19 protein-coding genes are annotated in these 25,637 nt (G+C 58.8%); 4 read left to right on the plus strand and 15 right to left on the minus strand.

Features of this window, described 5'->3' with window-relative positions:
- Positions 1-616: 616 nt before the first annotated feature.
- Genes HNQ65_RS05240 through HNQ65_RS26635 form a run of 4 tightly spaced genes read right to left on the minus strand, consistent with a single transcriptional unit; the run spans position 617 to position 5,455 of the window.
- Positions 617-4,264 carry an FtsK/SpoIIIE domain-containing protein gene (locus HNQ65_RS05240; protein WP_184338446.1) on the minus strand — a complete coding sequence of 1,216 codons (3,648 nt, stop codon included), beginning with the start codon at positions 4,262-4,264 and terminating at the stop codon, positions 617-619.
- Positions 4,248-4,448, minus strand: coding sequence for a hypothetical protein (locus HNQ65_RS05245; RefSeq protein ID WP_184338447.1), 201 nt, complete (start codon positions 4,446-4,448; stop codon positions 4,248-4,250). The genes HNQ65_RS05240 and HNQ65_RS05245 overlap by 17 nt, the downstream gene beginning before the upstream one ends.
- A complete protein-coding gene (locus HNQ65_RS05250; protein ID WP_184338448.1) occupies positions 4,445-4,966 on the minus strand; it encodes a hypothetical protein in 522 nt (173 codons plus the stop codon). Before HNQ65_RS05250 ends, HNQ65_RS05245 begins: the two co-directional genes overlap by 4 nt.
- Before the next feature lie 30 nt (positions 4,967-4,996).
- Positions 4,997-5,455 carry a WXG100 family type VII secretion target gene (locus HNQ65_RS26635; protein WP_246437701.1) on the minus strand — a complete coding sequence of 153 codons (459 nt, stop codon included), beginning with the start codon at positions 5,453-5,455 and terminating at the stop codon, positions 4,997-4,999.
- Between the two features lie 14 nt (positions 5,456-5,469).
- On the opposite strand from HNQ65_RS26635, the gene HNQ65_RS05260 reads away from it, so the two are divergent.
- Positions 5,470-6,186 carry a hypothetical protein gene (locus HNQ65_RS05260; RefSeq protein WP_184338449.1) on the plus strand — a complete coding sequence of 239 codons (717 nt, stop codon included), beginning with the start codon at positions 5,470-5,472 and terminating at the stop codon, positions 6,184-6,186.
- Positions 6,187-6,480: 294 nt separating this feature from the next.
- The gene (locus HNQ65_RS05265; protein WP_184338450.1) at positions 6,481-7,200 is read left to right on the plus strand and encodes a hypothetical protein; all 720 of its coding nucleotides are present in this window, start codon (positions 6,481-6,483) and stop codon (positions 7,198-7,200) included.
- On the opposite strand, the gene HNQ65_RS05270 is transcribed toward HNQ65_RS05265, so the two are convergent.
- Positions 7,197-9,878, minus strand: coding sequence for a PSD1 and planctomycete cytochrome C domain-containing protein (locus HNQ65_RS05270; RefSeq protein WP_184338451.1), 2,682 nt, complete (start codon positions 9,876-9,878; stop codon positions 7,197-7,199). The genes HNQ65_RS05265 and HNQ65_RS05270 overlap by 4 nt on opposite strands.
- 244 nt (positions 9,879-10,122) lie before the next feature.
- On the opposite strand from HNQ65_RS05270, the gene HNQ65_RS05275 reads away from it, so the two are divergent.
- Complete coding sequence (locus HNQ65_RS05275) at positions 10,123-15,015, plus strand: RCC1 domain-containing protein (protein ID WP_184338452.1); 4,893 nt, start codon at positions 10,123-10,125, stop codon at positions 15,013-15,015.
- A gap of 361 nt (positions 15,016-15,376) precedes the next feature.
- On the opposite strand, the gene HNQ65_RS05280 is transcribed toward HNQ65_RS05275, so the two are convergent.
- From HNQ65_RS05280 to HNQ65_RS05315, 8 genes are all read right to left on the minus strand, one after another.
- Positions 15,377-16,480: a type IV pilus twitching motility protein PilT gene (locus HNQ65_RS05280; protein ID WP_184338453.1), complete on the minus strand. Its 1,104-nt coding sequence runs from the start codon at positions 16,478-16,480 to the stop codon at positions 15,377-15,379.
- Between the two features lie 37 nt (positions 16,481-16,517).
- Entirely contained in the window at positions 16,518-17,624 is a 1,107-nt protein-coding gene (locus tag HNQ65_RS05285) for a type IV pilus twitching motility protein PilT (RefSeq protein WP_184338454.1), read from the minus strand.
- An 18-nt stretch (positions 17,625-17,642) separates the two neighbouring features.
- The gene (locus tag HNQ65_RS05290) at positions 17,643-18,050 is read right to left on the minus strand and encodes a hypothetical protein (protein WP_184338455.1); all 408 of its coding nucleotides are present in this window, start codon (positions 18,048-18,050) and stop codon (positions 17,643-17,645) included.
- Positions 18,023-18,424, minus strand: coding sequence for a phage holin family protein (locus tag HNQ65_RS05295; protein WP_184338456.1), 402 nt, complete (start codon positions 18,422-18,424; stop codon positions 18,023-18,025). The genes HNQ65_RS05290 and HNQ65_RS05295 overlap by 28 nt, the downstream gene beginning before the upstream one ends.
- A 29-nt stretch (positions 18,425-18,453) precedes the next feature.
- Positions 18,454-18,819, minus strand: coding sequence for a DUF883 family protein (locus HNQ65_RS05300; protein ID WP_184338457.1), 366 nt, complete (start codon positions 18,817-18,819; stop codon positions 18,454-18,456).
- Between the two features lie 253 nt (positions 18,820-19,072).
- Entirely contained in the window at positions 19,073-19,735 is a 663-nt protein-coding gene (locus HNQ65_RS05305; protein ID WP_184338458.1) for a hypothetical protein, read from the minus strand.
- A 108-nt stretch (positions 19,736-19,843) separates the two neighbouring features.
- Complete coding sequence (locus tag HNQ65_RS05310) at positions 19,844-20,281, minus strand: hypothetical protein (protein ID WP_184338459.1); 438 nt, start codon at positions 20,279-20,281, stop codon at positions 19,844-19,846.
- A 172-nt stretch (positions 20,282-20,453) separates the two neighbouring features.
- On the minus strand, positions 20,454-22,187 hold the full coding sequence (locus HNQ65_RS05315) for an arylsulfatase (protein ID WP_184338460.1): 1,734 nt from the start codon (positions 22,185-22,187) through the stop codon (positions 20,454-20,456).
- Between the two features lie 117 nt (positions 22,188-22,304).
- Here HNQ65_RS05315 and HNQ65_RS05320 point away from each other — a divergent pair, with 117 nt between their 5' ends.
- Positions 22,305-22,757, plus strand: coding sequence for a hypothetical protein (locus HNQ65_RS05320; RefSeq protein WP_184338461.1), 453 nt, complete (start codon positions 22,305-22,307; stop codon positions 22,755-22,757).
- A gap of 34 nt (positions 22,758-22,791) precedes the next feature.
- Here the strand turns inward: HNQ65_RS05320 and HNQ65_RS05325 are convergent, their stop codons facing one another.
- Together HNQ65_RS05325 and HNQ65_RS05330 are read right to left on the minus strand one after the other, a co-directional pair.
- Positions 22,792-24,402, minus strand: a complete 1,611-nt coding sequence (locus HNQ65_RS05325; protein ID WP_184338462.1) for a tetratricopeptide repeat protein — start codon at positions 24,400-24,402, stop codon at positions 22,792-22,794.
- Between the two features lie 2 nt (positions 24,403-24,404).
- Complete coding sequence (locus tag HNQ65_RS05330) at positions 24,405-25,607, minus strand: SEFIR domain-containing protein (RefSeq protein ID WP_184338463.1); 1,203 nt, start codon at positions 25,605-25,607, stop codon at positions 24,405-24,407.
- Between the last annotated feature and the right edge of the window lie 30 nt (positions 25,608-25,637).

Raw genomic sequence — 25,637 nt, forward strand, 5'->3', positions numbered from 1 at the left:
CCGCTTCTCGCTTTTCTTTTCCTTTTGTTTCAGCCGCCGCTTTTCGTCGGGGGTCAGGAGAGTAGTTCAGCTCTGATTTCGTGCAACTGTATTTTGATAAAAAATGAAGATTTTTAATTCCGCGTTTTTTAAACATCCCGCAGCCGCTGCTTGACTTTGCAGATCACCTTTACCGCGCACCACAAAACGCCACCACATCACTTCTACGCCGCATGTGCATAGCGTCAGCATCTCCAATACCTGACCAGGCGGAAGCCCATCCGCCTCTTCATCTATGACTTCGTTTGAGATCTTCGTTCACCAGCACGCTGCGCCGAGCTTCAGGCTTCACCATCTGCATTCACAGATCATGCACGGCATTCTCTTCTCTACGCTGCTGTGCAGCAGGATGAGAACTCACCATCTTTCTAGCGCCATGTTTTACATGAGCTTCACTCACTGCTGCGTGCACATGGATGCTCTTCGAAGAGTCATTGCCATGCAGATGTCTGCTTTATCAATTTCTAACACCCACGGCAGAACAGTTCCGACCACACAAGCCTCAGCACTTCTTGAGTGAGGCCACTGCAGCCGCCGGGCTCTCCGCCACGACGGCTACAGTGAATTTAAAACCAAATTATCCGATGACCGCCAGAGCCTCTTCCACCCAGCCGGAGTCCGGCAGGGCAAAGGGACGGAAGGTTTCGAGACGGGACTCGTGCTCGCTGTAAAACAGGGCACGGTGAAGACCGAGTGTACCGGCCTTGGGTGAGTCGATGAGGCTGGCAGAATCGTTGGCGCTCATCTGGAAAAGAATGCGCATGCCGAGCTCGCTGACTGCCTTGCGACTGAGAGAACGATTGACATTGTTCAGAGTGTCCAGGCTCGTGATGACATGCACACCGACGGGCGGCCCCTCGGAAATGATTTCATTAAGCTGATCGCCCGGCTTGGGAGCACTGTCGCCACCAAAGGAGAAATCCTCTTCATAGCGCAGCTTGCGGAATTTCTGCAGTCCGTGGATGAAGAGGTAGATGGGCGGAGCCCCTGCGCTGCCTTCATCATTGCGGCGCTTCATCTCGGCATGAATCTCCGCGATGTATTCAGGAGCCTCATGCCCCTGCGAGATGCGCGCACGACCTTGGGCTATCTTTTCAAAGAACTCGAATTCCGGCGTGCCTGAGAGCGCGCTGTGAATGAGGTAGAAATGCGGTGCCTGCGCGCGCGGATGCTGCGCAGCCAGTGCGACAATTCCAAGCCCCATAATGGAGGCCACGGCTTCCTCGTTCTGCCCCACAAGCAGCAGGTGACGCCCGCTCTGGCGTGGGAAGACGGCTTCGGTGGGGCCTTTGATGGCATTCGGCATGCCCAGCCAGCATTTGGGATCTGCCGGAGCACTGGCAGGCGGCGAGGCAAGGGCGTTGGCCAGGAGCATGTTGTCCCGCACATCGGCTGGCATGTTCCCTTCAAAGACAATCGGCCGCTTTTTGTCGTAGCCATGCGTTCTGGCGTAGGCAGACACTTTGGCCAGATTGGCATCCCGCTCTTCGTCTGTGAGCCATACCACCTGGAAGGGGCTGTTTCCTTCCAGAGCACCGGCGGCATCGTTGTAGATGCCCTCCCCGGGACGGGAAAGAAGGCGCGGCGCCGTGTTTGTGTCGTCCATGATGAGGGCGGCATCAGCCTCATTGCACTGGAGCGCGATGCGGATGACCATCTGTCCCAGCGTCGTGCGGGCGAGTGTGTAGGCCCCCCCGAGCGTCTGCGAGCCCAGGAAGACATGAATGCCAAAGGCACGCCCCTGACGTACGATGCGGTCCAGCAGCAGCGAGGCCCCCTGCGCCACCGAATCGTCCTCCACAAAGTATTCCTGAAACTCGTCAATGATGAGCATGGAGCGCGGCATGGGCTCGGCACCCGGCGTGCGCTTGTACCCAGCAAGATCCTGCACACCCGCCTTGCGGAAGATTTCACCACGGCGGCGCAGCTCTTCATCGATGCGCTGCAGCACACTCAGTGCAAACTCGCGGTCGCTCTCGATGGCGATGACCTTGGCATGCGGAAGCTTTGCATCCGAATAGCATTTGAATTCCACGCCTTTTTTAAAGTCGATCAGGTAAAATTCGATCTCATCTGGACTGCAGGTGAGGGCGAGGTTCGTGATGATGATATGGAGCAGCGTCGATTTACCGGAACCCGTTTTACCAGCCAGCAGCGCATGCTGGCGGGTGCCCTTGCCGATGGCAAGGTACTGCAGCTTGGTGGCCCCGGTGCGGCCGATGGCGATGCGAAGCTCGTTGGTCGTGCTTTCCGCCCACATTTCCTTGGGTGCGACGACGCTAAAGGGCACCTGCACACGGTTCGAATCGATGCTGGACTGCCCGATCTGGTGCGCGAGATCTGCAGCCACGGCGTCTGAAGGCGGCGCATCCAGTTCCAACGCGCGGATGCCATTGACGCTGATCGCACCTTTTTCTCGCACGATACGCACGCAGCTTTTGCGCAGGTCCTCTGCACTCAGCCCCTCTGGCAGCGCCTGGCGGCGATCCCAGTGGATGAGCACAAAGACCCCGCAGCGTGCACCGCTCATGACGATGCTCTTGAGCCGGGCCATGGCATTTTCTGTAAAGGCCGCAGGCAGCCCCGCAATGACAAGAAAGTGGTACTTCTCCGCCACACTGCCGGCCTGCTCATTGTACTCCGTGATCGTGGCGTACTCATTGCGCAGGTACATCTGAATGACCTTTTCCACATGCTCATTGAGCTCGGCAAGACGCTCGTCGATCTGATCTCTCTGCGTCCAGATGCGGCGGTTGATCAGGGCGGGCTCATAGTCCGCCAGATGCATGAGGCCGGCAAAGTTCTGCCCGAGCCCCACGGGGTCGATGATGGTGAAGTGCACCTTTCCGGGAGGAGCCTGGGAGAAGAGGCTGAAGATGACGTGGTTCATCACATCAGAGACCCATTTGCCTCCATCATCATCTGTCTCGATGAGCAAGTTCCCCTCCTGCGGGAAATCGAGCGCCAGAGGTAGGCAGACGCGCTCATGGCCGTCGAGATTAAAGGGGGCCTCCTTGGCCAGCAGCGCCGCAGTGCTGTTGAAATCAAGGCTCAGCGCCCCCAGACGCAGCGCGTCAGGAAATCTCTCCTGAGGCTTGTAGTCGGTGCTCCATGCTTTTGCCTGGGAAACCGGGCTCTGCTGGATCTCTGCCACGGCAGCGAGGAGCGGAGGTATCTTCTTCTGCCACTCGGCATGCAGCGCGGTCCATCGTTGCTGCGCCTCATTCTGCATGGCCAGCTTGGCAGCCGAGTGCTTGTCCAGGAGTTGCTGACGCTGCTGCAAAAGCGGCGCTCCTACCTGCGCGATTGCCGCAGCCTTCTGCACCTCAAACCGCTGCAGATTGCGCGCCAGGAGCCGCTCATTGCGCGCCAGACAGGCCGGGATCTGGATGGCCAGACGTCGCTGCATGACCTTGCGGTACTTCTCCGCCACATCATCAGCGAGGTTCCAGTCTGCAGTCACCTGCGCGTCGGTACGTTCAAATTCCCCCTGAATTTGGGCTGCCGCAGCGTCCTTGGCCGCGTGGAGCTCCGCCAGGCATGTTTCATAGTCCAGCACCGCCGCACCGAGCTCCTTGAGGTCGATGCGTGGCTTGGAAAACAGTTTAAACATCCCCCCTCCTCCCTTGGCGGAGGCCAGCTGCTCCTCCAGGCTCTGGGCATGTCTCTCGATGTCTTCAATGCGCGCAGGGATGTCCTGCAGAGTCAGCTCGGGATTAGGCTGCGGCGCCTCCTTGCGGCCAAGTCGCTCCCCTGCGGCCTTGAGGACGGCCAGCAGGCGGTCCTTCGCGGCCGTCAGCCGGTGCAGCAGCTCATCGGCGGTGTGCTCCAGTTGCTGCAGGCCACGCTTGCGCGTTCCCTCGGCATGCACGCGGCGCATCTGCTGCCGGCCCAGCCAACGCTCACGCTCCTTTTGCGTCATGGCGGGGAGATCTCGCCGGATGCGGTCCTCATAGCGCTTGAAGGCAGTGGTGCGCACAGCATGGCGCGCATGAATGGTCTTGGCGTATTCATCCCACTCAGCGGCAGACGCATGCACCACGGAGGCATAGTGCGCGTCAAATGCCTCCAGATTCTGAATGTGTTGCTGCTCCACAGTGTAGCGGCGGGAGCGGGTCTCGCGGGAGATCTGCTCGCAGCGCTGCGCAAAGTCGGCGATGGACTCGTTCAGAGCGGAATGGATGGAGAGGATCCGCGAGGCGCGGAGGTCAAGGGTGCGGTTCACAGTCTTTTCGGATCTTGCGTAGCAGGTTTTCGAGTTCGTTGATCATCGCGCTGGTCTTCGTTAGAAGACCAGGCAGCTGCTCAAGATATTGTTTTTCAAATTCCTGGGCCCTGGCATCACGCCAGCAGGCCTGGGTGGCGCTCCAGCGCTCGGAGAGCTCACGCCCGTTTTGAATGAGATTCATGGTGTCTCTGGAGTGGTAGTAGGCGCAGCCGCAGCAGGTGCTAGCGGAGGTCTCTCATTGTAGGACTCAAGGATTTTTTGGATTTCGACGAGGTAGGCCGTCGCCTTGGCCAGGTCTGTCTCCAGATAGTCGCGCAGTGAGTCCGCCTTGCGGGCCAGCGGAGCCACCGTGGTGTCAAAATTCCGCCCCCAAGTCCGTGTGCGCTCCGCACCGGCCTGCGCCGCCTCCAGCGCAGCCCGCGCCTTGCGCACCGCAGCCTGCTGGGTGACCGGCGAATCCACATAATCCGACATCCGGGCGCTCATAAGTTCCTGCTGGGCCATATCCAGCTTCTTCTGCCAGTGGCGTATCTGCGCCGCCCAGTAGGCAGGTTGCTCAGTCTGCAGCCAGGCGCGGGTCCTGCCCACCCCCTCCTGCACAGAGTCCAGAGCCTGCCGTGTTTTGCTGATAAAAACAACCAGCGCGGCGCGAAAGGCCTCAATGGCGTCGAGATTGGAGATACGTGCCTGGTCTGACATCGGGCGGGGGGCTTGGATCCTGCCTGCGCATCAGCGCTGGCTGAGATAATCCTCGATACGCTGCGCCTTGCGCAGCAGGAATGGGGTGTGCTGCTCGGACATCTCCATGAAATGCTTGATGGCCTTCATGGTTGCAGAAAATTCTGTGGCAAACTTTTCGTGCTCGGCGTCCTGCCAGGTTTCGCCCAAAGCACTGAAGCGGCTCTGCAGGGAGGCTGAGCGCTGCTGCATCTCGGTATTGAAACGTTTCAGCTCCTGCGCAAAACGCCGGACCTCCTCGGGATTCATGATTGCCTGGGCCATGGCGGAATGATGAATGGCGAAATGATGGATGACGAGTGTTTTTACGATGAAATTTGGATCAGCCCACAGCCATCCCCTGCCCCCTGCGATTCTGAGCCGAACTGCGAAATAATCTCGACATAATCCCCAGCTCTTTGATAAAAAATGCGCTTTCGAATTTTTCACCACCTTCTGGCTCTCTTGCATTCAACACTCATGCAATGAAGCTCCCGCACCACGACACCATCGCCGCTTTTGAGCAGCCTTCCGTGAGGAATTGGCTGGTGGTTTTCATCTGCGGATTTCTCACCGTGTGCATCATCAGCCCCGTCGTTTATGCACTCCTCTTGCTGCTGCGCCTGGTCGCTGCTGGCATGAAAATCCCCCTCCCCGCCACACTGCAGGATCTGCCGCTTCCCTTTGTGGTCCGCATCACTCTGCTGGCCGCAGCAGGTTTCGGCACCTTGCTCGCAACACTGATGATTGTGGAGCTGGCCAGGCGCAAACAGCAGGAATATCGCGTCAAGGGGCAGCACTTGGTCTTTGGTCCTTATGAGCACTCGCCCTATCTCAAACGCTGGAGAGCCACCTCCACTCTCCCCAGCGGCGACTCTATTCGTGTTGAGGCCCGTGGTGCCAGTCCTTCCGAATTGCAGGCAGCAGTCTGGCAGCAGTTCATTGCAAGATACGACACGCTCAGCACCAAAGTGACTCGCGCTCTGCTGACACCCCCGCACCCGCTGGAAGGCTGCGGCTCCATCAGTCTCACACCAGATTCGGTCACCCTTTCCGAAGATGGTCATCTGCATCTGGGCTTTCATTTTATGACCAAGCCGGAGGCCTTCTGGAACTCTGAGGTGGAAGAGCCCATCCCTGTCGCGGTTTTCAGCCCCCGCCTTGAGCTGGAGAGCACGGAGTGGATCAGGCCTTTGAGCTAGGCACAACATGAGACGCGCCCTTCCTTCGCGTCTTGACCAGGCATCAAGACTTCTCATGGCAATGCAGCAGCTTATTTCTTTACGGCCTTGACCAGCTGGCCGCCAACCCCAGGAAAAACTCAACGCATTCCTGCCTGCGGAGTCTCTGTCATCCCGCCAAGTATGCGTTTGTAAGATGCTGATGTCGCCGCCCCTTCCGGACTATCCATTCAATGAAGTTTTTCAAATACGACTCCCCTTCGGGATCCGTTTGTAAAACGCTGATGCCGCCCCTCCTCCAGGACCATCCATTCAATGAAGTTCTTTAAATACGACACCTCCACAGAACTGGCACGGCCATGCCTCAGAAGCTGGCTGGTCATCTTCATCTGCGGCTTCCTGACAGCATGCATTATAACACTGGCTCTAGGCCTCCTCACTTGGGTGGTGGCGCTGGCCTTCACGCTGCTAAAAGGTGGCGTACCGTCCCCTTTCCAGCACCTCACGATGCACGCTGCCGTGATCATCATTCTCAAGGCCGCTGCAGTCTTTGGGGCGCTGGTCGCCACGGTACTTATGCTGGAGCTGCTGCGCCGCAGCAGACAGGAGGCGCACGTGAAAGGAACACATCCCGTGATTGGAGATTACGCCCACCGCCCATTCTACAAGACCTGGCATGCGGAGCCCATCCTGCCCACCAGCCGGCCGGTCCGTCTTAGCGGATACGGCAGCGGTCCGTCAGAGGTGCAGACTGCTCTCTGGCAGCAGTTCATCGCCCAGTATGACGGACTCATTGCCACCGCTACCCATTCCCTGCTGAGTGCCGCCCACCCGCTGCAGGGGGCTGAGCAGGTAAAGCTTGCTCCCAGCGGCATCACTCTGGCGCTGGATGGCGGACTGCATGTCGGATTTGAATACAGCACGGTGCCAGAGGACTTTGTCCCTGCCGAGTCCGAACCACACCCCTACCCCACAGCTAGCTTCACCAAGACATTGGAGCTCAAAAGCACTGAGTGGCTCAATGACTACGCTTAGTCCACATACAGCAGCGCATTGGAACTGAGCAGGGCATGACAAAAGGCGGTGAGCCCGAGGAAAGCGGGGTCTGCAGGTGTTTTGGAAGGCGCACCCAGCTCCACCTCCAGCGGCGAGGGGTTCTTCTGGTAGTAGCCAGTCTGCGCCTGCACAAACTCCACGCTCTGCTGCACATCAGCTTCTGAAGGCGCGCGACCATTCACCAGCTTCCAGGCCAGGCGGACCTCGTCGGCCACATCCTTGCCAGCGTCTGCCTGCACACGCTGGGCAAACTGCTGTGCATGCACTCGCATGGTGGTGCTGTTCATGAGTAGCAGGCTTTGTGGACTGACGGTGGTAACGGCACGCGCATCGCAGCTCGGCTCCATAATCGGGGCGTCAAAAGTGGCAAACATGTCCAGCGGGCGGGAGCGGCGTACCTGCACATAGATGCTCCTGCGGAACTCCGCACCATTCAGCGGGATGACCTTGCCTGAGGGACGCCCGGCGGTATCCGTGGTGTCCACACCAATAACGACCTGGCCATCTTCCGTGAACATGACGGGCACAGGCGCGCCACCCACCTGGGGATTGAGCTTTCCGCTGACGGCCAGCAAGGCGTCGCGGAGGATCTCGGCCTCGATTCGGCGCACACTCATTCGGCTGAGGTAGGAGTTGTCAGGGTCGATCCGGTCACGCATGGCATCCCGAGTGGAGGCTTGGCGATAGGTGCGGGAGGTCATGATTTCGCGGTGAAGCTGTTTGAGACTCCAGCCGCGGGCCACGAAGTCGGAGGCCAGCCAGTCGAGCAGCTCCGGATGGGTGGGCTTGCTGCCGAGCTGGCCAAAATCCCCGGGAGTAGCGACAATGCCTTTGCCAAAGTGGTGCATCCACACGCGGTTCACCATCACGCGTGCCACCAGCGGATGCTTCCCATCCGTGAGCTCGGTGGCCAGGGCCAGCCGGCGGCCGGTGGTGGCCAGCGCAGGATTTTTCTCCGGAATCTCCACCTTGCGGAATGAGGCTAGCACCGTGAGGTCACTGGGTGGCACCTGTTCCTTGGGTTGGTCAAACTGGCCGCGATTGAAGATGTAGGTGGCAGGGACGTCGCCGGGCTTTTTGGCCAGTTCGGTGAAGGCATGCAGAAACTCCTGCTTGGGTTTGGTGGCACGCACAGCGGCAGCCTCCTCCGCCATCTTTTTCAGCGTATCGGCATGCTTGGTTTTGTAGGTGGTGTCGTAGAGGTAAAGGGATCCGGAGCTCAGCTGGTTCACACGCGGCCAGGCCTTGAGGAGCTTGGTCTGATCAGCAGTGCGCTTTTTCACCTCGGTACGGTAGGCCGTGCGCAGGGCATCACGGTCTTTTTCAGGAGCCTTGGCCAGCTCCTTTTCCAGCACTTCGGTGATGAACTCTTCAGCCTTGGCTGTGCGTGCAGCATCGAGCTTCTTGGCCTCGGCCTCGATCTTGGCAGACTCGGCGATCTCCTTCTCTGTCAGCAGCGAGACGAGGCGGCCGCCGGGGGCGCGCCACGCCTTGGTGTCAAAACCGGGCTCAAATACCGCACGCAGGCGGTAGTAATCAGCCTGCGAGATGGGATCATAGCGGTGGTCGTGGCACTGCGCACAGCCGATCGTCAGGCCGTAGAGGGAGGTGCCGACCATCTTCAGCGTATCGGCGATGTTGGCATTCTGCGTGGCGGCGTCGTTCGTTTCACCGGTGCCATTGGGAGACATGCGCAGAAAGCCAGTGGCCGCCAGCTTGTCGATGGCGTCAGCCGAGAGGTCCTTGTAAGGCTGCGGCACCATTTCATCTCCTGCCAACTGCTCACGGATGAACTGGTCAAAAGGCTTATCCTTATTCAGCGAGCTGATGACGTAATCGCGGTACTTCCAAGCCCACTGGCGCTCGATATCTTTCTCACCATAGCCCTCGCTGTCCGCATAGCCTGCGGCATCCAGCCAGTGGCGGCCCCAGCGCTCGCCATAGTGAGGAGAGGCCAGCAGGCGGTCCACGAGGCGCTGCACGCTCGCTTCAGGATCCTTGATATAGGCGGCCACAAATTCATCCACCTCCTGCGGCGTCGGCGGCAGCCCCAGCAGGTCAAAGCTGGTACGGCGGATAAAAGTGGCTGGATCCGCCTCCGGCGAGAACGAAAGCCCCATCTCCTGCAGCTTCGCAGCAATGAAGGCATCGATCCCAGGCTTCATCTTCATGCTCTGGGCACTTGAAACTTTGAACTTCAACCTTGGAACTTGTGGCTTGGAAATCGGCTGTAGCGACCACCACGCGCGCTCCTCATCCGTAAAAGCATGCTCCGGCCCCAGTTTCTCAGGTTCCGGGCGCATCGTCTTCGCCCCCTGGGCCACCCAGGCCTCCAGAATGGCGATGTCCTGATCCTTGAGCTTCGTCTTGCCTTTCGGCATCTCGCCTTTTTTGACGAGGTCGATGAGATGGCTCTCCGCCGTCTTTCCAGGCACGATGACGGGGCCGTCCTTGCCGCCTTTGAGAATGAAACGCGCCAGACGCACATCCAGCCCGCCTTTCATCTCGCCATCCTCGCCGTGGCAATGAAAGCAATGCGTCTTCAGGATGGGGCGCACGTCTTTTTCAAAAAGCACCTGTGCAGGCGCAGCCCCGGCAGAAAAAGGGGCGGCGGCCAGCAACAGGAATGCTGGGAACGTATGAGAGGCGCGTGTCATGCTGCGGAAAATACGGGGAGGCCGCGGCAGCTCTTGCATCTGCGTAGGGACAGCAGGCCGCAGTCAGGAAAAACGCGAGCGTTTTCTGTGCCAGCGCAGCGCAGGACTCCCCTGCGCCACCGCGCCAGACAGGCGGCAGCCCCAGGCTCGGAGAGGTGTTTTCACCCACTTTTTGAAACAGGAAATGGCTTGATGAGAGGACTATGATCCATGAGAGATCGAACGCATACCACCTGAGTCATTCATGCCGATCATCAGTAGCATTTACCTAACCCTATTCTGCGTTTTCTTTGCATGCGCCCTGTCCGCTGAAGCCGCCACCGTCAATGCCACGTGGAATACGGCTGCGGATGTGCCCGTGACGGCAGCCAGCTACACCGCCACGGGAAACACCGTGAACTTCACCCTGAACTTTGCCCCGCCCACGGGGACGAACCTGACGGTGGTGAACAACACGGGGCTGCCCTTCATCAATGGCTACTTCGACAACCTACCCCAGGGGCAGGCCGTGGCACTCAGCTACAATGGGCTGACATACAACTACGTGGCGCACTACTACAGCGGCACGGGCAATGACCTGGTGCTGGTCTGGGCGAACAACCGCGCCTTCGCGTGGGGCTACAATAACGACGGTGAAGTGGGAGACGGCACCACGATCAGCCGCCCCCTTCCCACTGCAGTTTCGGCCACGGGTGTGCTGGCAGGCAAAACTGTGCTGGCACTCAGCATGGGAGCCAGCCACGCACTGGCGCTGTGCTCAGACGGAACGGTGGCTTCATGGGGGGACAACACCTATGGACAACTGGGCAACAACAGCACAGCCTCAAGCCTGGTGCCGGTGGCCGTGAACAATGCCAGCGGAGTCTCCGCACTTTACGGCAAGACGGTGGTTGCCGTCTCAGCAGGGGGCGTTTTCAGCCTGGCGCTGTGCTCAGACGGCACCGTCGTCGGCTGGGGATACAACCTTATAGGGCAGCTCGGAGACACCACCCCCGCACAGCGCAATGCGCCGGTGGCCGTCAACACCGCCAGCGGAACCTCGGCATTGCATGGCAAATCCGTGGTGGCCATAGCGACGGGCCAATATCACAGCCTGGCCCTATGTTCGGACGGCACCGTGGCAGCCTGGGGATACAATGGTCCCGGCGCACTCGGAAACAACACCATCAGCACCAGTTATACGCCGGCGGCCGTCAACACCACGAACGGACTCTCCGCACTGTATGGCAAGTCCGTGGTAGCGGTGGCGGCAGGCCAATATCACAGCCTGGCCCTTTGCTCTGATGGCGTGCTGACGAGCTGGGGCAGCAATGACAGCGGTCAACTGGGCAACACAAGCTTTACGAGCCGGCAAGTGCCAGTGACGGTCAGCAGCAACTCGGCACTGAATGGCAAAACCGTCGTGTCCATCTCGGCGGGCTACAGTCACAATCTGGCGCTATGCAGTGATGGTACGGTGGCAGCCTGGGGTAATAACAGCTTCGGCCAACTGGGAGACAGCAGCATCACATCGCGCAATGCTCCCGTGGCGGTCAGCACAGCAAGCGGAATCTCGGCCCTGTATGGCAAATCCGTGACCGCTTTCGTTGCAGGGCGGATGTACAGCATGGCGCAATGCTCCGACGGCACCATGGCGGCCTGGGGGGACAATTATTATGGGGAACTCGGTGATTCCACCACCACGCAACGAATCGCTCCGACAAGATGCAGCCCGCTGGTGGCAGGCCAGCAGCTTTCCATTCTTCCCAAGAGCAGTCCCAATGCGGCTCAGTGGACTCTGGCGGCGGTAGCGGTGCCGGCCTCTCCCACCGTGGGCACCCAGGCGGCAGCAAACATCTCCGGCACCAGCGTCATCCTGAACGGCACCGTGGTGGCCGCGAACGACAGCATGGCCGTATCCTTTGAATATGGCACCACAACAGCCTACGGCAGCACGGTCACTGCCACGCCTGCGCAGGTCAGCAATGATTTGCCGGCCGCCGTAAGCGTCCCGCTCTCCGGGCTGCTGCCGGGCACAACCTACCACTACCGCGTGAATGGAGTGAACAGCGGTGGCATGCTCAGCGGCGATGACCTGACCTTCACGACTCTCAACAACAATGCAAACCTGGCCAGCCTGGTTCCTAGCGCGGGCACAATGTCCCCCGCTTTTGATTCAGGAACACTGAGCTATACGATAAATGTCCCCTACCTCACCACCTCCATCACCGTCACGCCGACGCTGGCGGACGTGAATGCACAGGTCCAAGTCAATGGGGTGGTGGCAAGCTCCGGCAGCGCCAGCTCCAACATCAGTCTTGCCGAAGGCAGCAACTCCATCATCCTCGTCGTCACCGCTCAAGATGGCATAACGCAGCAGACCTACTCACTGAACGTGGTACGTGCAGCAGGCCCCATGCTTTCCAGCCTGACGCTGAGCAGCGGCGCGCTGAGTCCCGCTTTTGCAAGCACCACGACAGCCTACTCGGCGATGATTCCGGGCGAGACCAGCTCATTGACGATCACTCCAGCATGGGGCGACAGTGGTGCCACCACGACGATCAACGGCCAAAACATCTCATCCGGCAATCCCAGCAGCCCGTTTACGGTCACTTTCGGGAATAGTACGACGATCACCATCACCATCACGGCCCCCGACGGCATCAGCACCCGCACCTATGTCATTGCAGTCCAGTGCCAGCTGAATGCAGCTTATGCATCTGGCAGTGACGTGCCGTTCACGAGCAACGGCTTTACCGCCACGGGCGGGATCGTGGACTTTGCGCTCAACTATGCACCAACGCCAGGCACCGCCCTGATGGTGGTGAACAACACCGGGCTTAGCTTTATCAGCGGCACGTTTGCCAATCTGGCCCAGGGACAGCTCGTGGGGCTGACCTACAATGGCATCACGTACAACTTTGCAGCGAACTATTACGGCGGCACAGGCAATGACCTGGTGCTTGTTTGGGCAAACAGGCGCGCTTTCAGCTGGGGCAGCAACAGCAGCGGACAGCTGGGCGACGCCACCACCACACAGCGCAACGTGCCGGTGGCTGTGTCTGCCTCCGGGGTGCTCGCGGGCAAGGTCATCGTAGCCATCGCAGAGGGCGGATCTCATACCCTGGCGCTATGTGCTGACGGCACCCTGGCGGCCTGGGGCAACAACGGCTCCGGGCAACTCGGAGACAGCACCTTTACACAACGCACTACTCCTGTGCTGGTGAACAAGACCAACGGGCTGTCCGCTTTGTATGGGAAGCAGGTGGTTGCCATCTCGGCCGGCTTTAACCACAGCCTGGCCCTTTGCTCGGACGGCACCGTGGCTGCATGGGGTGACGGGAGCCAGGGTCAGCTGGGCAACGGCAGCACCAGCAGCAGCAGCGTGCCGCGGCTGGTCGTGGCCAGTTCCGCGCTGTATGGCAAGACGGTCGTGGCAGTGGCGGCGGGCCTGGCACATAGCCTCGCTCTTTGTTCGGACGGCACTGTGGCAAGCTGGGGGTTCAATGTGTATGGACAGCTCGGCAACGCTACCACCACAAACAGCTCTTCTCCGACGGCTGTAAACACCGCGAATCGTATCTCTCAGCTTTATGCCAAGACTGTGGTGGCCATAGCCGCAGGAGGCCTCCACAGCCTGGCTCTCTGCTCCAACGGCACTTTGGTGGCATGGGGCTTGAACTCATCCGGCCAGATCGGCGACAACAGCACAACGAACCGTCTGGTGCCGGTGGCGGTAAACACAGCCAGCGGCACCTCAGCCCTGGCGGGCAAAACCATAGCGCTGCTGGCTGGCGGCACCCAGCACAGCTTGGCGCTATGCACTGACGGAAGCCTCACAGCTTGGGGAAATAACGCCTCGGGGCAAATCGGTGACAACAGCACCACCAGCCGCCTTGTGCCCACAACGGTAAACACGGACAACGGGATTTCAGCCTTGGCTGGAAAAACCGTGACATCCATCGTGGCAGGTTCAGCTCACAATCTGGCTCAGACTGCCGACGGCTCGCTGGCAGGCTGGGGGGCAAATAGCAACGGACAGATAGGCGACAACACCACGAGCAATGATCTGGTGCCGGTGGCGGTGAACCGCAGCGGACTCGTTGCAGACGAAGTTTTTGCCGGAGTCTCCGGAGGCAGCTCTGGCACGCACTCACTGGCTCTGGCTGCAGGGCCGCCAATGCCAGACGTCATCAGCTTGGCAGCCACTTCCGTCACCGCTGGCAGCGTGACTCTCAACGGCACGGTAAACGCAAACAATAATAGTACAACGGCCGCCTTCGAATACGGAACAACCACCGCCTATGGCATCACAGTGCCCGCAACGCCAGCCACTGTGACAGGCGTGAGCACTACAGCGGTGAGCGTGGTGGTGACGGGTCTCGCACCCGGCACAACGTATCACTTCCGCAGCACGGGCGTGAATGCGGCGGGCAGCAGCACCAGCGGGGACCTGAGCTTTACCACTCTGAGCAACAATGCTGACCTGGCAAACCTCACTCTGGACAGCGTCCTGGTGAATCCCTTTTTTGCCAGCGGGACCACCTCCTACCTCGGAAACGTGACCAGCACCACAAACTCAACCACCGTGACAGCCACTGTGACCGAGAGCCATGCCACGGTCACCGTCAACGGTGTAGCGGTGGCCTCCGGCAGCGCCAGCAGTCCCATCCCCCTGAATTTTGGCGACACCGCCATCACCACCGTGGTCACCGCCCAAGATGGCAGCACGACAAAGACGTATGTGGTCACCGTGACTCGACCGACGATCCTCCAAGACTGGCGGCAGACCTACTTTGGCACCGCCGCAAGCACCGGAACCACCGCTGACCCCTCGGATTTCGACAACGACGGCATCCCCAACCTCATCGAGTGGGCCTGCCACCTTGATCCGACAGCACGGAACACGCTGCCTGTCACGACAGTGAGCAACGGGACAAACTTTGAGTACACATACACGCGCAGCACAGCTGCCGTGACCGCAGGCGCGTCATTCACCGTGGAATGGAGCGACTCTCTGGCGTCGGGAAGCTGGAGCAGCGCCGGAGTGACGCAAACGGTGCTGAGCGATGATGGCACCACGCAGCAGGTGAAAGCGGTGATTCCGGTCAATGCGGCCAGTGCAAAGTTTGCACGACTTTCGGTTGTAGCACCGTGAGGAGTCCAGCCTTTCCCCTGCCCCGTCGCTCTCCCGGCTTCCTTATACCACGCACAGCTGAAAACAGGTCTCATGGGTGAAAGCCAGCTTTCCATGCGGCCAGCCTGCGCTCTGGCGGAGTGGGATCGTCCCGATCCCACACGCTCCCGCATCGCCCAGTGCCCTCGCATATCCTCGAACCCGCTGCAGGTGGGGGATCAAGATGATCCCCTTTCGTCGGCTCGTGCCTCCGCTTTCAGCCCCGTTTTCATCGCATCATGGTATTGAGACGCTTCTCGCATGCGCCCCCCCATAAAGCAAATCGGCTGGCAGATCTGCCAGCCGACGCATTTGGAGCTATGGATCCCGCATGGGGCCGGGATTACTTGTTGGCGTCGCCGCCGCTGGCCACCGCCACGTCCGCCTCTTCGGCAGGCAGGAAGGCCTTGAAGCGGTTTTTGTCGATGGCCTTCATGTACGCCTCCATCGGCGTCACGTAGCCGTCGCGCAGCTTCTGCCAGATGGCTTCGTCCATGAACTGCATGCCCTGCGCCTTGCCGCCGATGATGACGTCATACAGCTTCTGCGTGGCACCTTCACGGATGATCGCGCCCACGGCGGGGTTGGACACCATGATCTCATTCACCGCCGCACGGCCTTTGCCGTCGGACTTCTTCATAAGGAGCTGGGCCACCACGCCTTTCAGAGAGGCGGCGAGCATCGTGCGCACCTGGCTCTGCTGGTCGGAGGGGAACACGTCAATGATACGGTCAACGGTTTTGCGCGCGTTGTTCGTGTGCAGGGTGCCGAAGACGAGCAGGCCCGTCTCGGCGGCGGTCAGCGCCAGCGAGATCGTTTCCAGGTCGCGCATTTCCCCCACCAGCACGATGTCCGCGTCCTCTCGCAGCGCGGCGCGCAGGCCGTCGGCGAAAGAGGGCGTCTGGATGGGCACCTCGCGCTGGGTGATGATGCTCTTCTTGTTCCGGTGCACGAATTCGATGGGTTCCTCGATCGTGATGATGTGGCGGCGGAAGTTGGTGTTGATGTAGTCCAGCAGCGCGGCCAGCGTGGTGGATTTACCGGAACCCGTGGGGCCCGTCACAAGTACGAGGCCGCTGCGCATGTGGCCAAACTCCTTCACCACCGGCGGGATGCCCAGCTGCTCCAGCGAGGCGATCTTGGTGGGGATGATACGGAAGACGGCGCCATAGCCATGCTGCTGCTTGAGGTAGTTGCAGCGGAAACGGCTGTTTTCATCCATCTCGTAGGCAAAGTCGAGGTCGCCCTTCTCCTTGTAGCGCTCCCAGGCGCGGGGCTCGCAGATTTCCCGCATCATGGTCTCCAGCAGGCGGTCGTCCAGGATCTGGTCGGAGATAGGCTTGATGCTGCCGTGCACGCGCACCTTGGGCGGCTGCTTCTGGCTGAGGTGAAGGTCGGAGCCGCCCAGTTCGATGAGCTTCTGGAAATATTGGTCAATGATTGGCATGAGACTGTGTCAGTGGTCGGTTTGGCGTGGGGTGGGCTCAGGATTCAAAGTATTTCTTCATCATCACTTTGTCCTCAGCGCGGAATTCGCACTCCTCACGGCTGATCTGGCCTGTGGCGTAGAGATTGCGCAGGGCGTCGTCCATCGTCACCATGCCCACGCCTTTGCCGGTCTGCATCACGCCTCCCAGCATGTAGGTCTTGCCTTCGCGGATGCAGTTGCCCACAGCAGGCGTGTTCACCAGCACCTCCAGCGCCATCACGCGGCCGTTGCCGTCGATCTTGGGCACCAGCTGCTGGGAGAGAATGCCACGCAGGGATTCAGACACCATGATTCGGATCTGATCGCGCTGGTCGATGGGGAACACGTCCAGCACACGGTCCAGGGTGCGGGCGGCGCTGCCAGTGTGCAGCGTGCCGAGCACAAGATGGCCCGTTTCTGCAGCGGTGATCGCCAGGGAGATCGTCTCAAGGTCGCGCATTTCACCCACCATGATCACGTCCGGGTCTTCACGCAGCGCACCGCGCAGAGCGGCGGCAAACGAGGCCGTGTGGGTGTGCACCTCGCGCTGGTTCACGTGGCAGCCCTTGGGCTCGATGATGTATTCGATCGGGTCTTCCAGCGTGATGATGTGGTCCTCGCGCTCTTCATTGATGGAGTCCACCAGCGCGGCCAGGGTGGTGGATTTGCCGCAGCCCACGGGGCCCGTCACCAGGATGAGGCCGTTGTGGAAACGGGTCAGCGTCTTGGCGGTGGGCGGCAGGCCCAGCTCCTCCACCGACTTAATCTGCGTCTTGATCACACGAAACACCATGTCAATCCCCAGACGCTGCTGCACCACGGAGGCACGGAAGCGGCCGTAGTTGGGTGAATACGCAAAGTCCACGTCCCCGCGGGATTCCAGCTGCTTGATCTGCGCCTCTCCCAGGAAGCCATAGGCCAGCCGACGTGCGTCCTCAGGCGTCAGCAGAGCGGCATTGTCCCAGATGGGCTGCAGATTGCCGTAGCGGCGCCAGACAGGCTGTGCGCCCGTGGCCAGATGCAGGTCGGATGCATCGTACTCCATGCAAAAGCGCAGGTAGTCATCCACGGAGCCTAAAACGGGAAGAAGATCTTGAGGAGGGGGTGGGTTGGTATCAGACATGTAGGGTGATGAAAGGGGCTAGACTGCTCCGGGCTCGGAGTCGTTCGGAGAAACTTTAGAACGCAGATAAGTTTCAAACCATTGGGTTCCGTAGTTTAAAACAGAACGCCGGGCAAAAGCGATGGCTGGACCAAGCAGCAGCGCCATCAGGCCGCTGCCTTTGGCTCCAGAGAGAAAATTCTCAGACCGGCCGCCAGCTCTGCCAGATGCGGAGGGCATGACGAGCTTGATCAGCGCCATCCCGGCGATGACTGCACCGCCGATCCACAGCGCGCGGTGCTTCTCGACACTGCGGGTCAAGAGCGCCTTCGGGCTCCACTCTTCGGCCGCCAGGGAGGCATGATGCGCCAGGGACGCACGTGCGTCCTCCAGATCTCGCAGGACCTGCTGCTTGGGGGTCAGTTGTTCTTGTTGCGGGCGAGCCATTCGCGATCCCGGCGGAATTGGTTGAAGGATTCCTCAAAAAGCTGCATGCCTCGCAGCCGGTTTTTGAGTCCGGCCAGCAGCAGCAGGCCCAGAAAGAGGTGAATGCCAGCGCCACCCAGCGCCACGCGGGTCCAGTGCCAGCCGTAGGCTTCCGCAATCATCCACACCAGCGCTGGCGCAGCCAGCATCCAGCCGATGATGAAAGCCGTGAGCGACATCATAAACATGCCGGTAAGTCCGGAAACGCGGCCTGCGGCCTCCTGCCCTTCGATGTGGAGCAGCCTGCCACGTGCCTCGATGTACAGCGCCACAGCGCGCAGCAGTCCTGCTGCGCTGGCGCGTTCCTCGGGAGCGGGGGGCGAGCCTGAGTTCATGAATTAGACTTAGGGACTCAGATGGAGCTTCAGCGTCGCAAAATAGCCCCGACAACAAAGCCAATGCCAAAGGCCGTCAGCAGAGCCTGCAGCGGCTTTTCACGGGCAAACTTCTCCGCCTCGGCGCGCAGGTCATCGTAGCGCACACGGGCTTGGTTCAGCGTCTGGTCGGCGATCTCTTCGGCGCGGTCACGAATGTCAGTGGCACGCTGCTCAGCAGTAGTGCGGAACTGCTGTGCGCGGGTTTCGGCGGCGGAGCGGAATTCGGTCACCTTCTGCGCGGCGGCGGCACGCAGCTCTTCGGCGGCCTTCATCGCGCTGGCCTTCGCGGCCTGAAAGGGATCATGAGGCACGGCGCTGCCAAAGGGCGAATCTGCGGTGGGGTTCTCAGTCATGGGGGGGGCGGACAGTAAAGGGTTTATGCAGGAGCTTTCACTCACGGGAAGTTTCCGCTCAGCGCCGAAGAATAAAGACTCCCGCGCCTCTTGGCGAGAGGAAAAAAGCATGCCTGCGCTTAATCTTGCCCCGGCATGCAGCCCGCAGGCTGCGGCCGCCTAAAGCACCATTCATGCACCAGGCGCATCACCCCTCGCGCCCCCCAGCTTGCCGAGGAGCAAAAGCGCAGTTGCGCACGCAGGATCAACACGTTTAGGCGCTGCGGCCGTTTCTGCCGCGCAGAAGCGTGCTCTTCCGTGCGTGGGCGGTGACCACAGGAGCCTTGCGGCGTGCCAGCAACGCCGTGAGCTGCAGCGAGGCGTTTTGCTGCTTGGCCAGCGCCAGCTCGGACTTCACGGCAGCCAGCTCAGTTTCCAGAGCCTGAATGCGCAGCGTCTCCATCGCTGGCAGCGCGGGCAGCGCAGGCTTGGGCACGGACGGCGGTGGGGGCGGCGGAACTGCCACCGGTTTGACCGCCAGCGCAGCCTCTAGTTCGGAGATCTTGATTTTGGCGGCAGCCAGTTCGGCGGCCTTGGCATCAGAGTTGGTCAGCACTTGCTGGCAGGCCTTGTCCAGCTCCTTCAGAGCATGTGCGCCGTTCATCTCCGTCTGCACCAACTGGGTGGAAAGCTCAGCACGCAGCGCATCAAACTGCCGCTGCATCTTCGCACGCCAGGACTTCGAGTCATGGTGCGCTCCCGTCACCTCCATCTCCTGGATCGCCAACTGCTTGTTCATCTTCACCCCCTCGGCGCTCAGGCGGCGGTTGGAGCGGTAGAGCGCCAGCATCCGTCCCAGGGACAGCAGAAACATGATGGAGACAATGCTGAGGCCGATGATCATGGCCATGACGTCCTGACTCAATTCTTTGTTCATTAGCGTGGGTTGTGCAGCAAATCTTGTTCCAAATCAATCAGGCTTGCGGTCCTTCGCTTTCGCAGACTTTCAAGACCTCGGCGGCTGGGTTCAGGGCATGTTCAGGGCTCAGGAAATGTTCAGCGCAGGCACCGGCAGCACGGGCTTCTCATCGGCGTCCACGCCGCGTGTCACCACCGTGCCCGAAGGCAGCGGCGGGGAGGAGAGCGCCACGGGCCGGACGGGCTTGCTCATCGACTCGGTGCGTTTCTGGATTTCCTGATAGCGCGCCTCGGATTCCTCCAGACGCTTGGAAAATTCCGCGCGGAAGGCGTCAAACATGCGCTGCACCTCGCCTCGCCATGCATTCGAATCCGACTTCACGGAGAGAATCTCCTGGTGCTGAAAGAGCACCTGCTGCTCCATCTTTTCGGCGCTGATCCGCAGGCGCTCATTCTTGCGCAGCAGAAAAACAATCCGAATCATCGAAAGGAGAAGCAAGCCTCCCACGATCGTTAAACTCAACTTCAGAGTCGGCACATCCAGGGCGATTTGGGATAGATCCATGGCGGCGCACGAGAGCACGAACCGTTCCACAAAGCAACGCGCTATCCTTATTTTTACCCACGCAGAGGCTTAGCCTGATAATCAGCTTTGCAGAAGGAAATCCTAAATCTCCAGGCCCACATGGCGCGCAGAGAAATATTCGAACCCAAAATGCTCCAGACGGGCGGGCTTCCTACTTCGCCTCCGCCTTCTTAGCAGCCCCTTTTTTACGCGCACCCTTCGCATTCACATCGGGCCTCTTCCAGGAGCCCAGCGGCAGCACCTGCGCACGCGCAGCCCAGGCATCCCAGGCGGCGGCCATGCTACGCACGCGATCCGGTTCCTCAGAGGCCAGATCGTGCTGCTCAGCGCGGTCTTTGGAGATGTCGTACAGCTCCCACGGCTGGTCCTCCTTGGCCACCAGCTTCCACGGGCCCATGCGGTGCGCGCGGTTGCCCTCATGCTCCCAGAAAATCGACCGCGTGTCATCATGGGCGCTCTTTTGCAGCACGGGCATCAGGCTCACGCCTTCCAGCGGCTGAATGCTCCGCCCTTCCACCTCGGCAGGATACTTCGCGCCCGCCACATCCACACACGTGGCCATGATGTCGATCAGGTGCCCCGGCTGGCTCTCAATCCTCCCACGCTGCGCCTCCGGCAGCCCTGCGGGCCAATACGCGATCAGCGGCGTGGAGATTCCCCCCTCATGCACAAAGTGCTTGTACTCCCGGTGTGGCGTGTTGGACACATTGGCCCACGCTTCGCCATAGGCGATGTAGTCGTTCGGCCCTCCTGGCGTGATACCCTGCCCTTGCCGCACCGGCTGCCCGTCCCGCGTCTGCTTGGGGATCACATCCAGCCGGATCGCGTCCTGCGCGATGACAGGAAAGGTCTGTGTATTGAATTTCGGTGGCGTGGCCTGCCGTCCGATCGGCTCCTGGCAGCCGCCATTGTCCTGCAGGAAAAAGATCAGCGTATTGTCCAGCTGCCCGTGCTTCTCCAGCTCCGCCAGCACACGACCGATGCCCTGGTCCATGCGGTCAATCATCGCCGCAAAGACCTCCATGCACCGCGTCTCCCAGGCGCGGTCCTTCACCTGCGACCAGTCTCCCTTCGTGGGCGAGAGCCCCGCATCCGCCGCCACCAGCCCCGCCTTCTTCAGGCGCAGCAGGCGCGCCTGCCGCACGGACTCGTAGCCCGCATCATACCTGCCATGGTATTTTTTCACATCTTCTGGTAGCGCGTGCATGGGCCAGTGGGCGGCGGTGTAGGCCATGTACATGAAGAAAGGCTGCTGCGCGTGGTCCCGCGCATGCTCGCCGATGTAGCGCACCGCGTGGTCGCTGATGGCATCCGTATAATAATACTGCTTCGGCTGGTATTCCGCGTCGGCAAAGGGGGAGATCATGGCGTCATCCCGCGTCAGGGTGCCGGGATCATAAAAACTGCCCGCGCCGGTGATGGTGCCGTAAAAGCGGTCAAAGCCCCGGTGCAGCGGCCAGTTGTGCTTCGGCCCCTCGGGCACGGCATGCTTCGTCACATGCCACTTGCCCACGCCGTAGGTGCGGTAGCCGGCGGGCCGCAGCACCTCGGCGATCGTCCGGCTGCGCGCGCTCAGGTCTCCGCGATACCCCTCCTGCCCGCGGTCCTCCATCATGTGCCCGATCCCCGCCTGATGCGGGTACAGCCCCGTGAGCAGCGAGGCCCGCGTGGGGCAGCAGCGTCCCGTATTATAAAACTGGCTCAGCCTCACCCCGCCCTTCGCCAGCCGGTCCAGATTCGGCGTCTCGATCTCTCCGCCATAGCAGCCGATGTCCGAGAATCCCATGTCATCCGACATGATGAGAATGATGTTGGGCTGGGCGGCGGAGAGGGTGGACGCTGTCAGTGCGAAAGAGGTGAGCAGAATGTGGAAGCGGCTGGGCATGGCTGGGAAAAGGGAACGAAGGGCAGGCGCGGTTCTCACGCGGAACTGCGTGCAGAATCAACCAACGCCTATCGAAAAACGTCAGGACGTGCTCTATAGCACGCTCTCCCACCTTTCATGCCCGCCTCCACTGAGTTCCCCATCTGGAAAATCCACGCTGACATTCTGCGCACGTTGCATGGCAACGGCAACCGACTGGTGCTGGTGGCACCCGCGGGCTCTGGCAAGACGACGCAGATGCTACTGGATGCGGGCGTGGCCGGAGAAAAAATGATCGTGGCGCTGCAGGATGATCGTGCGCTGCAGAAGGTGGGCGCGGTGGTCTTCGATGACTTTCATGAGCGCAATCTGCTCAGCGATGTGACCCTCGCTTTGGTGAAGCATCTACAGCAGAGCCAGCGACTTGAAGATGCTGGTGATGTCTGCCGCACTGAATGCGGAGCCAGTGGCGGCGTATTTAAACACATACCCCATTCTCATTTCCGAAGGGCTGAGCTTTCCTTTGGAGGTGGGCTACCTGCCGCTGCCGGATCAGCGCCCTTTCACCGTGCAGGCGGCGGAGATAGTTAAATCAGTAAAAGATCCGTTTAGTAAAACAAGTTATTTATCGGTCACTTCGTTTTATAGATATGCGGGTCCGAATTTGACGCACCATTTTGAGTTGATCCCTCCAGTTGGGAATATTTGAAAACTGCGATACAAGCTTTTCTAAAAGCTCTATGCTTTTGTTTAGATATTCTCGCGCTTCTTTTAAACGCTTCCTTTTGATAAGAAGAGACCCAACCCTTGCGCTGGTTGATGCATATCCTTGCTGATAATCTATATTTTCTGGGTCGAATTCCAACAAAATTTGGCTGATGCTTAAATCCTCCTTATACGAACGATAAGCCTGCTCAAGATCTCCTTTGGCAGAAAAGATGCCAGCGACCTGATGGTGTGATGACGCCAATCCCTCCTGCCATGCCACATTCGTTGGGTCAAGTTTGACTAGATTGAGGGAGATAGTTAGGGATTTCTCGGCAGCATCATGAGCCTTGTCCAGTTCCGACTGAGATTTGAAAATAGAACCCAACTTAGAATAAGAGACCCCTACGCAATGTTGCCAATCTGCGTTTAAAGGATCTAGCCTAACACACTTTTCGCCAATAATCAAAGCCTCTGTGAACGCCTGCTTTGCCAAATTCAACTTGCTCTGTGATTGAAGAATGCCTCCGAGGTGAAGGTAGATTGAGGCGAGATGCACTTGAAACCTAATGTCATCTGGAAACTCGGCCGCGAGTTTTTTTGACAAAGTGAGTCCATTATTCGCGTATATGAAGGCGGAATCGAAATCACCCTTTTTCTTGAGGACAGCGCTTATTTTTTCATATGCCGTGCTCAGCCGATGCGTCCACATTCTTTCCATGGGGGAGTCGTTAACCAACTCTTGGTAGGTAGACAAGCACTCTTCATAAGCAGTAATTGCTTCATCAAATTTTCCTAGATTTTGGGAGATATCACCATTCAAGCACAGTGCTAAACCAACGATCGACTTGCGCGATGCAGTCCTTGCCAAGCCAAGCGCTTGGCTGGCGAGAGTGAGAATCTGGGAACTTTCCCCCCGGCTGTTTCTTACAAAACCGATGCTGATTAAACTCATTGCTTGTGCAGCGCCCGAAAGCATCTTTGCATTTTCCAACTCCTGGAGTGCCGCTGCAAGAGCCAGTCGGTCTTCAGGATGAGCCGTGTCAACGAAATCTTGATCCAACTTTTCAAGATCTTCTTCGACAGATACTGCGCCGGAGCAAAGCTGGTGATAGATCCACTCAATACGTGCCTGAGCCAAAGGCTTACTTGCAAAGCACTCTGCGGCTTTCGCGGACCACATTCCGAAATGCTTTTTCTTGTAAAGAAATAGATGCTCACGCAAAAGGAGGCGGCTCTTTTCATGCACATTTACGGCCATTTCTCCACGAGCTCGAAAACTCTCAATGAGAGATAAACACTTTAAGTCTTCTACAATAGAAATTCCTTCCTCGATTGGAATATCTAGTATCTTTGCAAGAATACAGCCGTCGAACCAGTGGGGAATGGAAGCCGCTTCCAATGCATTTTTCAGTCTTAATTTATCTTGCTCAGACCTGTTAGGGAATGCCAGATCAACCGCTGCAAAACATAATTGGATAGGATCTCCACCAGCAGACTGAAGGATGCGTAAGGCGAGATGAAGATCCATAATTAATTGTTTAAGGATTTGGGTCCAAGTAAATTCCAAAGCAAACTCGCTCTTCCATTAGCGAGGGAATGAAGTTGTTGGATAAATTCCTCATTCACATCTGGGCGGTATTTTTTTGCGCATGTTATCCAGTCTTCGCAACTTGGGGCCTCGAGTTTAGTAAACTGAGCCTGCCCCGCCCATGAGGCCGCCCGATTATCTGGGACGCGCTGCCCAGCAACCACAACTCGCAACCAATCGGCACGTGGCGTGGCGACCAAAAGCAACTTCTCAACCCAGTCGGAAAACTCTCGAGCTTGCGAGTCATCATATGTGTCAACTATAAGCAAAGTTGGAGTCGCTCTTTTTTGAAGATAGACAAAAAGCCGTCGCAATCTATCTACTACTTTGCCGTTCCCCATCACCTCTTCCATTTCTCCGGCTCCAATTAGATGTTGTGCAAAGCTGCTCAGCTCTTCATCCAACCCCGTTCCTCCTTTTAAATCTAGTCTTCCACAAGCTAGCCATGAGCATGCCAAGCCTAGGCCTAGCATATGTTGGGTCATGCTGGTTTTGCCAAGCTCGCTACCGCCACGAACCAGCAGTACTCGATGCTTTGCGGAACGCGTTAGCAAGTCCGCAAACGCGTCGCGAACATGCAGTGCGTCTGCAAAAGGCCACGTGATATCAGGAGTGTTTTCCAACCAATATTGATTATTAGGATGAGGTGTCACTTTGGGGCACCCCAGCCATTCAAGCAAATGGTCTACTTCATCGGGCTTCTGGGCGTTGTATCGATGGTAACCTTCAATCTCATTGGGTATTGTGATAGATCCAGACGTTTCGATAACAACAATCCGAAATTTATTAGTGACCCAACCCACATTGTAGAGCTGTTGGAATATTAAATGTGCTTCACAAGCCGCGCCGAGTCCAACTCCGTCAACCTCTTTCCCTTCAAAACAACGGAACCATCCTGAGGACGCAATAATAAGAACCTGGTCGGCATCTTTAACCTGCTGTGCACACCATTTTGGCCAACCCATATCTGGCCCTCCTCTATTTGAACAGAAATAGAGCTGATCAACGACCACATTGACGCCTGCGTCTCGCAAATAGACGGCAAATTCAAGAACGCACTTTTTGTGTTCCTCGTTTTCGTGTCGGTAGGTTAAAAATACCATCGTTATTAAAAATAATTCCAGTGCAATATGCGAATCAATCAAAATTCTTAATTGTAGCCCAATATTTCGTCA

Origin of the sequence: Prosthecobacter vanneervenii (genome assembly GCF_014203095.1) — a bacterium.
Classification (GTDB): domain Bacteria; phylum Verrucomicrobiota; class Verrucomicrobiia; order Verrucomicrobiales; family Verrucomicrobiaceae; genus Prosthecobacter; species Prosthecobacter vanneervenii.

What these genes read in the sequence shown, in the direction of transcription:
- HNQ65_RS05295 (WP_184338456.1), bottom strand. Translation starts at nt 18,424, where the DNA reads ATGAACTCAGGCTCGCCCCCCGCTCCCGAGGAACGCGCCAGCGCAGCA.
- HNQ65_RS05260 (WP_184338449.1), top strand. Translation starts at nt 5,470, where the DNA reads ATGAAGCTCCCGCACCACGACACCATCGCCGCTTTTGAGCAGCCTTCC.
- HNQ65_RS05310 (WP_184338459.1), bottom strand. Translation starts at nt 20,281, where the DNA reads ATGGATCTATCCCAAATCGCCCTGGATGTGCCGACTCTGAAGTTGAGT.
- HNQ65_RS05290 (WP_184338455.1), bottom strand. Translation starts at nt 18,050, where the DNA reads ATGGCTCGCCCGCAACAAGAACAACTGACCCCCAAGCAGCAGGTCCTG.
- HNQ65_RS05285 (WP_184338454.1), bottom strand. Translation starts at nt 17,624, where the DNA reads ATGTCTGATACCAACCCACCCCCTCCTCAAGATCTTCTTCCCGTTTTA.
- HNQ65_RS05245 (WP_184338447.1), bottom strand. Translation starts at nt 4,448, where the DNA reads ATGAATCTCATTCAAAACGGGCGTGAGCTCTCCGAGCGCTGGAGCGCC.
- HNQ65_RS26635 (WP_246437701.1), bottom strand. Translation starts at nt 5,455, where the DNA reads ATGCAAGAGAGCCAGAAGGTGGTGAAAAATTCGAAAGCGCATTTTTTA.
- HNQ65_RS05305 (WP_184338458.1), bottom strand. Translation starts at nt 19,735, where the DNA reads ATGAACAAAGAATTGAGTCAGGACGTCATGGCCATGATCATCGGCCTC.
- HNQ65_RS05275 (WP_184338452.1), top strand. Translation starts at nt 10,123, where the DNA reads ATGCCGATCATCAGTAGCATTTACCTAACCCTATTCTGCGTTTTCTTT.
- HNQ65_RS05300 (WP_184338457.1), bottom strand. Translation starts at nt 18,819, where the DNA reads ATGACTGAGAACCCCACCGCAGATTCGCCCTTTGGCAGCGCCGTGCCT.
- HNQ65_RS05325 (WP_184338462.1), bottom strand. Translation starts at nt 24,402, where the DNA reads ATGGATCTTCATCTCGCCTTACGCATCCTTCAGTCTGCTGGTGGAGAT.
- HNQ65_RS05270 (WP_184338451.1), bottom strand. Translation starts at nt 9,878, where the DNA reads ATGACACGCGCCTCTCATACGTTCCCAGCATTCCTGTTGCTGGCCGCC.
- HNQ65_RS05265 (WP_184338450.1), top strand. Translation starts at nt 6,481, where the DNA reads ATGAAGTTCTTTAAATACGACACCTCCACAGAACTGGCACGGCCATGC.
- HNQ65_RS05315 (WP_184338460.1), bottom strand. Translation starts at nt 22,187, where the DNA reads ATGCCCAGCCGCTTCCACATTCTGCTCACCTCTTTCGCACTGACAGCG.
- HNQ65_RS05320 (WP_184338461.1), top strand. Translation starts at nt 22,305, where the DNA reads ATGCCCGCCTCCACTGAGTTCCCCATCTGGAAAATCCACGCTGACATT.
- HNQ65_RS05250 (WP_184338448.1), bottom strand. Translation starts at nt 4,966, where the DNA reads ATGTCAGACCAGGCACGTATCTCCAATCTCGACGCCATTGAGGCCTTT.
- HNQ65_RS05280 (WP_184338453.1), bottom strand. Translation starts at nt 16,480, where the DNA reads ATGCCAATCATTGACCAATATTTCCAGAAGCTCATCGAACTGGGCGGC.